Genomic DNA, 14,441 nt, shown 5'->3' on the forward strand with positions numbered 1-14,441 from the left:
AAGCATACAAGCATATCAGAATCTTGTATGCTTATTTATTTTACTCAAAATTACCCAACTTGTCCTAAGGAATATAGAGGAAAGAAAATTAAGGTAAAAAATAGATCTGATTTCTTTGCCTGTGATATAGGAGGTGGAGTATGAAAGTAAAAAAGCTTGAAGGTAGACAAGAAATTATAAAGACTGAATATTTGGAAAGAGATTTAAAGGCAGAGCTTAATTTCTATCTATCGGATAAATTCATTCAAGATCTCTTTTTTTAGATGAAATTAGCCTTGAAGAATATAGGAAAATTAGAAGAGAAAACAATAAAAAATTCAGACCGATTCTAAATCTATATAATAAAATATGTAAGATTTACCTGAATAAGATTTTTTATAGCATCTTAAACTAGGTTACATAATTTATAATATTATTACTAAAAGTCGTATCTTTTTAATTTACAATAGAAATTAATATTTGCATGTTTACGGGGAAAAGTGATAAACTAATAGTAACAAAGTATGTTTAAAGCTATGTTAAAGATTTGAAAAATTAAATTTGATTTATTAAGTTTTGGTGGATATAGGCTCTATATGTAAATATGTTTTGTAAGGAGGGTATTTATTTGAGAACTTTTATAAAAAAAATATCAAAAATTGTAAATATAGATAAAAAGGAGTACTTATATAATCAATTATTATGTTTTTTTTGTCTTATAACGTATACTGCTTCTTCTATTATTTTCCCGAGTTTTTTAAGTAAAATTGTTGATATTGGTATTGCTAAAAACGATTTTCATGCTATTTTAAAATATTCTTTAGAAATGTTGTTATGTGGTGTTATCATGGTAATTTTTTATTACTATCAGAGAGTATTTTTTTTCAGATTTGGAAATAAAATTGTTTTAGATACAAGAAAAAAAATATATGAAAAATTATGTAATGTGAACATTTTTTTTTGGAACAAACATAAAGTCGGTGATATTTTAACTATTCTTGATAGTGATTTAGATAAATTACAGGAACTTTTGACTTCAAATATAAGTGAGTTAATTGTAAACTTGATTTTGGCGATAGGAATAGCTTCATATATAATAATATTAAATATAAAAATAGGTGTATTTGTTATTGCTTTAGCTGTAATTTTTGCTATAATTCAGAAATTGATTTCCAATAAAAGTAAAGAAGAAATGAGAATCTTTAGAGAAATAATAGGGGATTTCAACTCATATAGTACTGAAACCATTAATAATATGATGTCTTTACAGATGACTGGTAAAGTAAGCTATATAAAAAAAACATATTCTAATAAGTGTAATATATTATCATTGAGAGGGTTACGACTTACAAAAATTTTAAGTATGGTAAGTGTTACTGGGACATCTTTTAATATACTAGCTATTATTTTAGTATTATTTATTGGCGCTTTAGATGTTTCTGATGGCTTACTTTCTGTTGGTTTGCTTTTCAGTATGACAATATATGTCCAACGATTATATTCTCCGATTGTAACTCTTGGGAATCTCTTTGTCAAAATTAGAAATTTTTCTCCGATTCTTGAAAACATATACGATTTGGTTTCTAATGAGAACATAATTGTTCAAGGTTCTTATAAATCGCAACTTCCTTTAACAGGGAAAATCGAATTTAAAAAAGTATCGTTTTCATATAACGGTGAAGATTATGTTATTAAAAATTTTTCTGAGCATTTGAACCCAGGAGATATAGTTGGAATTGTAGGAGAGAATGGAAGCGGAAAGACAACAATATGCAGACTTTTAACCAAGTTATGTGATGTTACTGAAGGTTCAATTGAACTAGATGGTATAAACTTAAATGATATAGAAACTGATTATTTACGAACACAAATAGGAGTCATGACTCAAGATAGTTTCATACTAACTGAGGAATTCAATGAATTTTTAAATAATAAACAAAATGCAATTTTACTTCAAAAATATATAAACTCAATGAACTTTTCTAACTCAGGTATTAATATAACAGAGTCTGGATTTGAGATCAAAGAGAATAAGTTAAACATATCTGGTGGAGAGGCAAAAAAATTAGCTTTATATAAATTGTATTTAGAGAACAAACCTATCTGTATATTGGATGAACCTACAGCTTTTCTAGATTCTGTCAGTGAAGAGATTATGATTGATTTTATAAATAACTATTTCAAGGGAAAGACTCTTATTATAATAACACATAAACCAGAGATTTTACGTTTATGTACGAAGATTTTAAAGTTAACTGAAAAATCATGAGTGGAGGTATAAGTCTATGAAATTAAGTATTTGGGTAACAAGATCTTGCAATATGGATTGTGATTATTGCTATGAACAAGATAATTTACGAGATGATATATTTATTAATGAGTATGAGTATATTGAAAAATGTATTGATTTCATTAATACAACATGCCACAAGACAAATAGTAATAAATTATTTATTAAATTTTTTGGTGGAGAACCTTTACTTAAATATCCATTTATATATAAATTTATTAAAAAATTAGATAATGAAATATTACCAGGTATTAGGATTTTTTACTCAATTACGACCAATGGTACTTTAATGACAAATGAGATCATTGCTTGGTTTAAAGATAATGACATAGAGTGTGCTTTAAGTATAGACGGAAATAAATCGGTATATGAGTCCAATAGACATTATAAAAATGGAAAATCTTCATGGGGAACTGTTGATGAACTAATACCCAAGGTTGTGGATAATGGTCTAAAATTATCTGCACGCATGACTTATAATTCTAAAACCGTTGATTCATTATATAGTAGTTTGATGTACTTAATTAATCGAGGATTTACAGTATTAAAAGCCATACCTGATTACTTTGATGATAATTGGGATGATAATCAAATACCAATACTTGAGGAACAAATTAGATTGATTTATAAATTTAAATATGAGAATCAACATATACGTATTAATTTGGATGACGATGACTTATTTATTGGTAGAAAGGGTTGTGCTGGCGGATATAGTATGTTTAGCTTAGATAGAAATGGTGACATTTATCCATGTACATATATTGTAGGTACTCCTAAATTTATTATTGGAAACATTTTTGATAATTGTGAAATCCCATTAAATTATACAGATGGAACACAAATTCATAGAAAAGGTTGTGATGGATGTAAGTATTACAAATGTTGTAAAAGTTCCGGTTGTTTGTATGGGAATTATAAGCTTTCAGGTCAATTCGATAAAGTTAATAACTTTTTTTGTTCATATAGAAAAATATTGTATAGCATAAAGGAGAGAGGAGTATGATCAATTATGATAATTTAGTAATTTCGAAATATGCAAAGACTTTATATTGGAAAAATTTATGTATTATTGGTAATATAGCGGTGGATGGGCGTTGGATAAAGATTCCAAAGTCAGTATTGATAGACAGTATTAACAAATTAGAATTTACGGATTCTTCCCAATCACTTGATGAAGTAACTAGAAAAGTCTTTGATAAATTATATGAAATTCATGTTCTTATAGAAAAAAATAAAATTGAAGATGAAGAAAAGAATTTACTTAGACCTCAAAATGTAACTATTGAATTGACAACACTATGTAATCTAAAATGTAAACATTGTTCTTACAGCTTTGGTGGAAATAATTATAAAGAGATGTGCATTAGTACAGTTATTGGTTTGGCTAAATGGTGTTCAGAAAATGGTGTCCAGCGTATAATTTTAACTGGTGGAGAGCCTTTTTGTAGAACTGATATATTTGAAATATTGGAAGGTATTCGCTCTTTTTATAGTGGTTCACTAGAAATAATGACAAATGGAACATTGATAGATAAGTCTGATATTCCATTTATTATAGAAAATGTAAATCGATTACATATAAGTTTGGATGGATATGATGAAGTAAGTGTATCTTCTATTAGAGGTCAATATGTTTTTGAAAAAATTATTACTCTAATTAATAATTTACATTCAAATAACTTTAAGGATATTTCCTTATCGTGTGTAGATACTGGTGATCAAGAGAAAATAACACATTTTTATGAACTAACTAAACGATTAAATGTTCATCCAGTGGTTCGTAAACTAAATTTAAAGGGGAAAGCTAATGAGAACTTCAAATATAAAAACGCTGAGTCAATCGAGTTAAGTTCTTTAAATGGAACTAATATGAAGTCTATATGTCATCATAGTTACTCTTCATTATTTGTGAATACAAATGGCGAAGTGTTTCCATGTGCTGCATTGAGAGAAATCGAATATATCATTGGGAAGTTTTTAGTAAGAGAAAATAAGTTCGAATTTATGTTAGATTCATTAGTTCCGATTATCGACACTATAGAAGATTGTTCATCGTGTCCTGTCAGATATTTTTGCTCTACCCCTTGTATTTCACAAAATGATGTGATATACTTAAATAAAGAATATAGAATGGAACGTTGCAAAAAATTATATGAAAAATTAATTACCATTGTATGGGATAATGTTGATGTGAGATAGCAGTTGGTCGCTATTTTACATAGATTCGTAGTATGTTTTGAAAATATCTTTAAGGAGGTTTATTTATGAAAGAACAAAACACTAATACTAAGGATACTTGTAAGGTTGAAGAACTTGACATCGAGATTAAAGGATATGGCTGTGACGATGATTGTCAAGAATTCTTTGAAAAGACAGCTGGATATAATTGTGGATGGAAACCAACAGATAACACAAGTCCATTATGGTAAAATTGGGAAAACAATAAAAGGGAGGATGGATTATCCTCCCTTTTATTGTATTATTAAACAGGATTAAATTCATGAATAAATTAAAAATAGCTGTGTTAGATAGTGGATTTGATTTTCACAGACAATTGCAAAATCCAATAGTTTATAGTAATAGTTTTTCGAGCGAATTATCACCTATAGATAAAAATGGACATGGAACATGCATTATAACATTAATTGATTCGATTGGGACTAATATAGAAATCTATAATATGGCAATTTTAGACAAAAATAGGGAAGGTAATCTTTGTTCGCTTAAGGGTGCATTAAAAGAATCTATTAAAAAGGATGTTAATATAGTAAATCTAAGTTTAGGAATAGAGAATATGTCCGTTGATTCGGAATTAGAAGGTATTCTATTAGAATGTTGCAGAAAGAAAATAATTCTTGTAACAACCACTTCTAATCGTGGAAAGTTCAACTATTTAGCACAATACAAAGATATACTTAGTATTCAAAGAAGAAATCATAACCGTGTAAATAATGATCTACTTAAATTAAACCCTGCGGCTTTTTTTGTAGATAATATACCAAGGGTTGTTCCGTGGATAAATGGAACTTATAAATTAAGTGGTGCAAATAGTTTTTTGACACCATTCCTTATAAAAAATTTATATCAAATTAATAAATCAAAAAATGATCTAGAAGAAAGTTACAAAGTGTTACTAAAGTTGCAACCATCAAGTATTTTAAGACTCTCACCTAAACAGTTAGAAATCAAAAGGGATTGTTTAATTGATAAATCACTTTATAAAAGAATGATATCCAATTCGATTATTACAGATATGTATAATAGTGATGGTAAATTGATTATCGAAAATGCTACAAGTGAAAATGTCACAAGGTTAGTTAAGCTTATCAATTCTATAACCAAATTAAATTATATTAATAATTTAATTTGGTTATCAGATATTATGTTTATAGAAAATTTAACAAACAAATTATTGAGTATAAAGGAGGATAGTTATGGATGATAAAATTCGACTTGATGACGTAGCATTTTCTGACTATACGAGGATCATTATTAAGAATGACTATATTGTTATAGGAGATATACTTAGAAGTGGGCTTTGGATTAAAATACCTGTTGAAGATTATTACTATATAAAGCCATATATAGGAATAGTTGATGGGTATAAAAAATTGATGAATAGTTTGGAATCAGTAGAATACAAAGTTTATTATACGAAACTATTGAGGGTTCTTGCAAAGATAAAGGTTTTGGTAAATAAAGAATTTAAAAAAAGAGAAGTTTTTATTAAGGACTTGTCATTAGAATTAACAACGGCATGCAATTTGAGGTGCAAACATTGTTCTGGAATGTATGGGAGTAAAGAAAATGAATTTTTATCTAATTCTCATTTAAAAAGCATAATAAATTGGGCAAATACTAAGCAAATAAATTCGCTAACGCTTACAGGAGGGGAAATTTTTTGTATTGAAGATATATATGAAAAATTGAAATACATTCGTAATAATTTTAATGGGAATATAAGTATTATTACTAATGCGACATTATTCTCGGAAGAAAAAGTAAGTGTTTTAACAGAATGTGTCGATGAAATAAATATAAGTTTAGATGGATATGACAAGCAAAGCGTAGATTTTATACGTGGAAAAGGTACTTTTACCAAAGTTATGGGTTCTATAAAACAATTACAGTTAAATAGTTTTTATAACATTACATTGTCTATGATTTTGACAAGTGATAATAGTATTCACATAGATAAATTTAAAAAACTATGCAAAAAAATGAATGTAAGACCTATAACTAGAATATTAGCTATTAAAGGTCGTGCTATAGAAAATTATGATTTTTTAATTTCGGAAAGCAATAAAGGTGCAGAAGATAATATCTTAAAGCATATAAATATGTTATCAATGTGTAATGCAGGATTTTCTATGATTTCTATTACTGCAAGTGGCGCTGTAACGTTATGTGCATCTACTGAAGATAGCAATATAGTTTTAGGAAATTATAATGATTTAGATATGATTTCAAAGAATATTAGTCATATACAACAAACTTGTATTGTTGATAAAATTTCACCATGTAAGTTTTGTGATGTGCGTTATTTTTGTTCTTCTAAATGTTATTCAACAAATATTAATATTTTTACTAATCCCTATTTACGAAAACAAAGATGTATAAAATATAGAGAAAAGTTACAAAAATATGTTTGGGGATGATTTAATTCTATTTGGAATATGAAAATAAATATTTTATAATAATGTGTCATTAATAACTTTTAAATAGATTTAATTTATAGTGTTTGTATATTAGAAGGGAGAGATTTTAATATGAGCATATTGGAAACTATAAATTTAAAAAAATATTTTGGAAAGGAACCCAATATTACAAAGGCATTAGATGGGATTTCTCTTTCAGTAGGAGAAGGTGAATTTGTTGCTATTATTGGAACTTCTGGAAGTGGAAAATCCACTTTTTTGAATATGATGGGTGGTTTAGACAAACCAACTTCTGGAAAAGTACTGGTAGATGGAAAAGACCTTTCTACACTAAAAGATGAAGAGTTGACTATTTTTCGCAGAAAGAATATTGGATTTATCTTTCAAAATTATAATCTTGTTCCGGTTCTAAATGTATATGAAAATATTGTTTTACCAGTAGAATTAGATGGAAAAGCAGTAGATAGTAATTTTATGGACGAAGTAATAGAAATGCTAGGTTTAAAAAACAAACTTCAAAATATGCCAAATAACCTTTCAGGAGGTCAGCAACAAAGAGTTGCAATAGCTAGAGCTCTTGTAACAAATCCTAAAATTATCTTGGCGGATGAACCTACTGGAAATCTTGATAGCAAGACTAGTAATGATTTTTTAGAACTTTTAAAACTATCGAGTAGAAAATTTCATCAAACTATAGTTATGATTACACATGATATGGATATTTCAGAGCTAGCGGATCGAACTATTCGTATTGAAGATGGAAAAATTTCTAGTTAAGGAGAATTGTATATGAAAAACTTTTTTTCTGATAATAATTCTTATATTAAACTTCTAGCTAAAAAAAGTTACAATGCTAATAAGAAGAGGAATTTATTTGTAGTATTAGCTTTGATGCTGACAACTTTTATGATTACTTCTATATTCAGTTTGGGATTTAGTTATTTTGAAACATTAAAGAAGCAACAAATTAGATATATGGGGACAACTGCAGATGCAGCTATAACCAATATTACAAAAACACAAGAAGAAGAATTAAATAGTTCAGGATTGATATCTATAATGGGAATTAGTCAGAGATTAGGAAATATTGATGCGACAGAAAATAAAGATATAAAACTTGGACTTACGTATATAGATAAAGAAGAATGGGAGAAACATAGAAAACCCACAGTTTCCAATATTACTGGTTCATATCCAGAGGAAGAGAATGAGGTTATGTGTCCTATTTGGGCATTAAATGAATTGGGAATTAATAATCCTAAGATAGGAATGAAGATTACCTTACCATATAGGATATCAAAAATTAATAAAGTTTTTAATAAAGATTTTATACTTTCAGGCTATTATAATGATTATACAACTACTCGTGTGGGGAAACGTGGTTCAGTATATGTATCAAAAATTTTCGCTGACAAAATTGACCTACCTTTTGAAGATAGAACTAGTGCAATGATTACTTTTAATGGAGACGAGAAAGCTGAGCATTCTCTTGAAAAATTAAAATCTGAAATTGATTTTTCAGAAAAACAATCTTTTCAAATTGTACCATCAAAACAAGGAGATAATTTTTCTATAGTTCTTTCCTGTGTTGCTTTAATATTTATCATAATGGTAAGTGGATATTTATTAATATACAATATACTCTATATTTCAATTTCAAGGGATACAAGATTTTATGGACAACTTAAAACAATTGGCTTTACTAAAAAACAAATAAAAAAGGTTGTAAAATGGCAAATATTAAGATTGTCCAGTATTGGTATCCCCATAGGTCTTTTATTAGGATGTTTTGTTTCGCTATTTGTAGTTCCATTTGCTATGAGGATGCTGTCTTCTAGCAATGCTGAATTAGGAACAAAAATCTCTTTTTCTCCTATTATATTTATTGGAGCTGGAATATTTGCGTTGTTAACTGCAATAATTGGAAGTATGAAACCAGCTAGAGTTGCTGGGAAAGTGTCTCCTATAACTGCGTCTCGATATATAGACAAGACTATAAAGACACCTGATAAAAGAAGGAGTCATCAAATAAAATTATCTAGAATGGCATTTAGAAATATTTTTAGGAATCCTAAAAGTGCAATGCTTACTTTTGGATCATTGTTTTTAGGTTTGACAATGTTTCTAATATCCACTGGACTTTTATCAAGCTTAAATCCTAAAAACTTTGTAAGTGAATGGGGAGAAAGTGATTATGCATTGACCTACAGTATTCATGAAGAGAGTGAGCTACTAACATCTGAAATGGCAGAAAAAATAAAAGAAATTAAGGGTGTTAAAAATGTCAGATTGACATATGCATCTTCAAAAATAAAAATTCCTGTTATATATGACCAAAAGGTTTTTGGAAAATATATTGAATCTTTAGATAGTGTATCTGGACTTGACTTTTCAGATCCAAAAAATGTAAAGAAATATACTGATAATTTTTTCAGTGGCGTTTATGGCATTGATGAGAAATATGTTAAAGAGCTTAATGAAACACTTAAGAACCCAATTGATCTAAAAGCATTTGAAAATGGTGAAATTGTTTTATTATCTTCTATGACAGATAATAATGGCAATCCACTAATCTCTCAAGGGGAATCAATAACTATAGTTGGAGAAGATGATAAAAAGCATACTCTAACTGTTGCTAATGGATTTTTGGATGCAGATTTTCAAAGTGGAAGGGGGATTGAAAGAGGAACTGCCCCAAATTTATATATTAGCCAGCAGGCACTAAAAAAATTTTTTCCTAATACAAAAATATTTAGGATAGCATTTGATATAGACGAAGGAGTTGATAATAAGCAAATTGATGATAAACTACAAAAAATCATATCTTCATCTCAAGTTAATATTCAATCCAGATATGAAAAGTATAAAGAAATTGAACAATATTTATTCACTTCACGAGTTTTGGCAACTGGAACAGCTATTGTGTTCTTGATAATTGGGATTATGAATTTTATAAATACAATGGTTGTGAGTGTAGATACACGTAAGCAAGAATTTGCTACTCTTGAAAGCATTGGTATGTCAAAAAAACAAATAAAAACTGTTTTACTATATGAAGGTTGGTATTACTGGATTATCTCGTTTTTATTGCTTGGAACAATTGGAACAGGGATATATATACCTATCTATATGAGTTTTAAGAAAATAGCATACTATTCAGTTTTTAGCTACCCAATTTATCATCTATTGATAGTTGGAATAATTACTTTAATATTATGTTTAACAGTACCTATAATTATTTTTAATATAGATCTCAAAAAAACTATTATTGAGAGATTGCGTCAAAATTGAATTGGGAACCATATTTAGCAATTTTACCTATAATATCTGTTTGAGAAAAAATCTTAACAGATATTATAGATACCTAAACCTTTAATAAGATAGTATATCTATAAAAGGATATCTTTAATATTACTATAACATTGCTATTTTTAAATTTAATTATAAGATGTTATCCAAATTACTCTGAATTTATTTGTGGAGTATTGTTTTGACAATTGGAATATAAAACATATATTTTAGTATAATGATTTATCTTTCAATTTCTTCTTTATAATAATTTTCATAGTTTTTCCTATACTGAACAAGGTCGGAAAATTGCTCTTTATTCAAAGAATACTCTTGCATAAGGGTGTTCTTTTTTTCTTGCAATTTATTGAGATTTGATAGTATTTCTTTTGTATTTGGAGGCTTTTTATAGTTAACTAAAATTTCTTTAGCGGCTATTTTATAGACGGAAATTTCACTATAATATTCTTCTGCAAATTGCTTGTCCTCAGGATTTTTCTTGTGGTATTTATAGATTTCACGATACTTATTTATAGTATTAATATTTTCCATATCTTGAGATAAACTCTTCATTTCAGTTTCAAATTTCTTTATTTTATCTAACAAGTCTTGTCTATCATCAGCAGATTTTTTGATCAGGTCATCGAGTTGAGTAATTGAATTAATTCCTTGCTCTCTAAGTTTAATTATTGAATCTGCCATTGTTTTTATATTATGTTTCCTTGCCCAAACTTCATAACCTTTAGAGGATAGAGCTTTTTTATTAGTAGAGATATCAATAACATTTCCTACTCGTTTTTTAATAGGATTAGCTTTGTTTTTAATAGCTAAATCTATTCTTTCTTTGATTTTTTCTTCGGTATAATCTTCTCCGATAGTCTTAGCTCTTGTAAATCTTTGTTTGTCTTTATGGCGAAAAGCTATGTGTTTACCAAACTTAATTTCATAATCAAGAGATTTCATATTTTCTAAAAACTCTTCCCACGAGTTAGACTTATTAATCATTCTATCTATATCAAATTGCAGTTTAGATTTCCAAGAATTTCCTTTCTTATTTTGGTCATATTCGTACCAAGATTTACCTGCAGTTTTATATTTTCTTTTGTAAGCTTCATAATATTCATCAATGACTGAAAGCTTATTTTCATTACATAATTCGTCACTTTGATACCTAATTTTATGGTAAGTTTTTTTGTTGGATTGATAGCATTTGCCAGTCTTGTAATTGACATTATTAAAAATAATATGGTTGTGGATATGCCCTCTATCTATATGTGTTGCAAGAACAAATTCATAATCTTCTTTTAAAATTTTCTTGCATAATTCCATTCCAATTTCGTGAGCTTTTATAGGATCAACCTCTCCTGGTAGAAAAGATTGAATTAAATGTCTAGCCAAAACTGTACCTTTAGTATCATTGTCTTCTCGTGTTCTCATAAATTGAATATGAGCAGTAGATGGATGACATTTGAATGAAGATACTAAGATTTTTTCATCAGTTTTTTCACTCTTAGTTATATAATCTATTGCCAAATTTAGAGTTGATTTTATAGGATGTATTTTTGTAATTGCCATATTATTCATCAGAACTTTCTTTTGATTTATTAAGAAGTAGGGAATGGATCTGCCATATTTCTCTTGATAATTTTTCTATCTGATTATTCATAGATTCAATTTCATTTTTGTAAATAACACCAGTTGTATTAGTAGCTTTTGCAATCTGGTTTATATTATTTGTTGCATTTGAAAGCAGCCATTGTAGGTTTCTAAATGGTTCTAAATCTACAACATATATCTCTTTTTCCAATACACATTTTCTAAGAAAGTGGGACATTGTTTTGCAATTTGCAAGTTTCATTTTCTTTTCAAAAACTTCCTTTTCTTCCTTAGTTAATTTTATTTCTATTCTTTCATTTCTAAATCTATTTGCCATTTTATTCTCCTTTATAAAATATATTTCGGGGTCTTAGGGTTCTCCCTAACAAGGTAAAAATTAAAAAAATGGAGCATTCCGTAAAGGTCTGCTCCATTAATTTTTTCGTAAGTGTCCGTACACTTACTGTGCTTGCTATTAAAGTTATAAGCGTTAAGCGTGTATTAAGTTATTCTTCTAATTTTTTAGCATCATCTTCTAGTTCCAAGAATTTATCAAAATCACTCTTGTAGAGTCTATCTTGTATAATTCTATATTTTTCAAACTCACTCTCTGCGTGTTTTTTAGCAAGGGCTGCAGATACTTTTCCTGCATCGTTTAGAATTTCTTTATCCCATAATTGTAAAAATCCATTTAATCTTTTTTCCCAATCTTCCATAGTCATAGGGATATGTCTTTCTGCTTGTAGTTCTGCCATGTCCAAATAAGATGAAACAATTCTTTGCATTTGATTTAATTCTTCTTCGTTTAGATAATTTTTTGCAACGACTACATCATATTTATGAATTTTTGAATCTGGAGAGCCTTCCCAAGTTGTCAGTCCCATATTTTTAGTTTTGTGATTGGCTCTATCTACAATTAATTCGGCTGCAGTTTTTCCATGAATGGCATAGTGTAATTTGTTTTGAATAGCTGCAAAAAACCTTCTTGTTGCTTTTGCAGATGGGTCATAGTCTAAAGATGTGGCATAAATATCTGTGATTTTTTGATAGAATCTTCTTTCAGATAATCGAATCTCACGAATTTTTACAAGTAATTTTTCGAAATAATCCTTGGTAAGTTTTGTGCCAGAATTTTTTAATCTTTCATCATCCATTGCCCAACCTTTAATTGTAAAATCTTTTACAATTTGGTTTGCCCACTTTCTAAATTGGACTGCACGTTCGTTATTTACTTTAAAGCCTACTGCAATAATTGCTTGCAGATTATAGTGTTTTGTTTCCCTTGAAACATTTCTAGAACCTTCTTTTTGAACTATTAGGAAATTCCTAATAGTTGCTTCTTCTTGTAATTCACTATCGGCATAGATTTTTTTAAGATGTTCATTTATTGTGGCGACACTAACATCATAAAGAGCTGCCATCATCTTTTGAGTTAGCCAAATATTCTCATCTTCATATCTAATTTCGATAGCTTCTTGATCATCACCATTTGCTGCAATAAAGGTCAAGTATTCAGCAGCAGATGACCTAATTTGAAGTTCTTTTTTTTTCTGATTTTCGTCTTTATTTTTATCCATTTCTTTACTCATAATTTCCTCCAAATATAAATTTCATTCTACCTTTAAACACTGGAATACTAATCAAGAATACAATTACATAATGTATAAAGGAATTTATCATCATACTGTTTGTTATTGGTAATTGATGATAAGTTTGACCTATTATTTTAAAAGCGGCTAGAGTGTTTGTTATAAAATCTAGTGCCAACCATAAGGCAACTGCTGATCCTATAAAAGCAATTATATAGTTTAAAAACTTGCTAACTTTTGGTAGCTTTTGATTTATTAAAACTAGCAATATTCCATAAACTATTACTACTGTAATTGAGAGGGGAATAGCCAATTTGTTATCTAGTTTATCTTTTATGGATATATAAAATCCTAAACCTACAACTATAAAATCAATCAAAAATGCTGAGATTTTTACAGAGTAGGTAGTGATGAGATAGTAGAAAACTATTCCAGAAAGGATTAATAAAAAATATCCTGTAATAAAAATTCCCATAGAGTCTCCTAATAATAATCATCATGTTCAGGGCGATAGTTTTTAAGAAAATCTCCCTGAGGTATATTAACATTAATTGGTTTATTAAACTTGCCCATTTTTGCTAACTCAGAAATTTTTAGATTTAGTAAATTTATATCAACACCTAATTTTCCAGCGATTTCATAATCACAAACTTGATCATTGATATTATCTAGGACATCTTCATCACTTATTAATAAGTGAGCCGCAAAAATATTAGCTTCAGTTTCAAATTTGTTTGTTGGGTTTAATACTGTTTGGTCATGAAAAGCTCCACCTCTCATACAATAATCTCTGTGAAGTTGATCGTGACCTAATTCGTGTGCTAATATCGTCTTTCTATTAAAATTTGTGTTGCTACTGATAAAAATAAATCTATTCCTTTGAATATAATGGTACATTCCTAAAAGTATTTTTGTTTCAGGTAGATATACCAGGTTAATATTCAAAGCTTCTATTAATTCGATAGGATCTCGTGTCTTATATTTTTTTATAAGTCGATTAACCTTATCATATATATGGCGATTCATGCTCATAAAATC

14 protein-coding genes are annotated in these 14,441 nt (G+C 28.2%); 9 read left to right on the forward strand and 5 right to left on the reverse strand.

What is annotated here, in order from left to right; genetic code table 11:
• Positions 1-140: 140 nt before the first annotated feature.
• The 9 genes from BN2667_RS09530 (at position 141) to BN2667_RS00335 (ending at position 10,221) form a co-directional block, all read left to right on the forward strand.
• Positions 141-263, forward strand: a complete 123-nt coding sequence (locus tag BN2667_RS09530; RefSeq protein ID WP_268258892.1) for a hypothetical protein — start codon at positions 141-143, stop codon at positions 261-263.
• A gap of 344 nt (positions 264-607) precedes the next feature.
• Entirely contained in the window at positions 608-2,248 is a 1,641-nt protein-coding gene (locus BN2667_RS00305) for an ABC transporter ATP-binding protein (protein ID WP_054251359.1), read from the forward strand.
• A 16-nt stretch (positions 2,249-2,264) separates the two neighbouring features.
• Positions 2,265-3,275 carry a radical SAM/SPASM domain-containing protein gene (locus BN2667_RS00310; protein WP_054251360.1) on the forward strand — a complete coding sequence of 337 codons (1,011 nt, stop codon included), beginning with the start codon at positions 2,265-2,267 and terminating at the stop codon, positions 3,273-3,275.
• Positions 3,272-4,471, forward strand: coding sequence for a radical SAM/SPASM domain-containing protein (locus BN2667_RS00315; RefSeq protein WP_054251361.1), 1,200 nt, complete (start codon positions 3,272-3,274; stop codon positions 4,469-4,471). Before BN2667_RS00310 ends, BN2667_RS00315 begins: the two co-directional genes overlap by 4 nt.
• A gap of 65 nt (positions 4,472-4,536) precedes the next feature.
• Positions 4,537-4,701, forward strand: coding sequence for a hypothetical protein (locus BN2667_RS09285; protein WP_154664279.1), 165 nt, complete (start codon positions 4,537-4,539; stop codon positions 4,699-4,701).
• 71 nt (positions 4,702-4,772) lie between these two features.
• Entirely contained in the window at positions 4,773-5,714 is a 942-nt protein-coding gene (locus tag BN2667_RS00320; protein WP_054251362.1) for a S8/S53 family peptidase, read from the forward strand.
• Positions 5,707-6,930: a radical SAM/SPASM domain-containing protein gene (locus BN2667_RS00325; RefSeq protein WP_054251363.1), complete on the forward strand. Its 1,224-nt coding sequence runs from the start codon at positions 5,707-5,709 to the stop codon at positions 6,928-6,930. Before BN2667_RS00320 ends, BN2667_RS00325 begins: the two co-directional genes overlap by 8 nt.
• 111 nt (positions 6,931-7,041) lie before the next feature.
• Complete coding sequence (locus BN2667_RS00330; RefSeq protein ID WP_054251364.1) at positions 7,042-7,707, forward strand: ABC transporter ATP-binding protein; 666 nt, start codon at positions 7,042-7,044, stop codon at positions 7,705-7,707.
• A gap of 12 nt (positions 7,708-7,719) precedes the next feature.
• Positions 7,720-10,221: an ABC transporter permease gene (locus BN2667_RS00335; protein WP_054251365.1), complete on the forward strand. Its 2,502-nt coding sequence runs from the start codon at positions 7,720-7,722 to the stop codon at positions 10,219-10,221.
• A 240-nt stretch (positions 10,222-10,461) separates the two neighbouring features.
• Here BN2667_RS00335 and BN2667_RS00340 read toward each other — a convergent pair whose 3' ends face one another.
• The 5 genes from BN2667_RS00340 to BN2667_RS00360 all read right to left on the reverse strand — a co-directional run bounded on the left by BN2667_RS00340 (position 10,462) and on the right by BN2667_RS00360 (position 14,435).
• Entirely contained in the window at positions 10,462-11,793 is a 1,332-nt protein-coding gene (locus BN2667_RS00340; RefSeq protein WP_054252129.1) for a relaxase/mobilization nuclease domain-containing protein, read from the reverse strand.
• Position 11,794: 1 nt separating this feature from the next.
• Positions 11,795-12,151, reverse strand: coding sequence for a plasmid mobilization protein (locus tag BN2667_RS00345; RefSeq protein WP_054251366.1), 357 nt, complete (start codon positions 12,149-12,151; stop codon positions 11,795-11,797).
• Positions 12,152-12,320: 169 nt separating this feature from the next.
• Positions 12,321-13,403 (reverse strand): virulence RhuM family protein, encoded by a 1,083-nt coding sequence (locus tag BN2667_RS00350; RefSeq protein WP_054251367.1) that lies wholly within the window; start codon positions 13,401-13,403, stop codon positions 12,321-12,323.
• Positions 13,396-13,878, reverse strand: coding sequence for a ligand-gated ion channel (locus BN2667_RS00355; protein WP_054251368.1), 483 nt, complete (start codon positions 13,876-13,878; stop codon positions 13,396-13,398). The genes BN2667_RS00350 and BN2667_RS00355 overlap by 8 nt, the downstream gene beginning before the upstream one ends.
• A gap of 8 nt (positions 13,879-13,886) precedes the next feature.
• Entirely contained in the window at positions 13,887-14,435 is a 549-nt protein-coding gene (locus BN2667_RS00360; protein ID WP_054251369.1) for an ImmA/IrrE family metallo-endopeptidase, read from the reverse strand.
• Positions 14,436-14,441 lie beyond the last annotated feature (6 nt).

The sequence above is a fragment of the Neofamilia massiliensis genome (genome assembly GCF_001299475.1).
Lineage (GTDB): Bacteria > Bacillota > Clostridia > Tissierellales > Peptoniphilaceae > Neofamilia > Neofamilia massiliensis.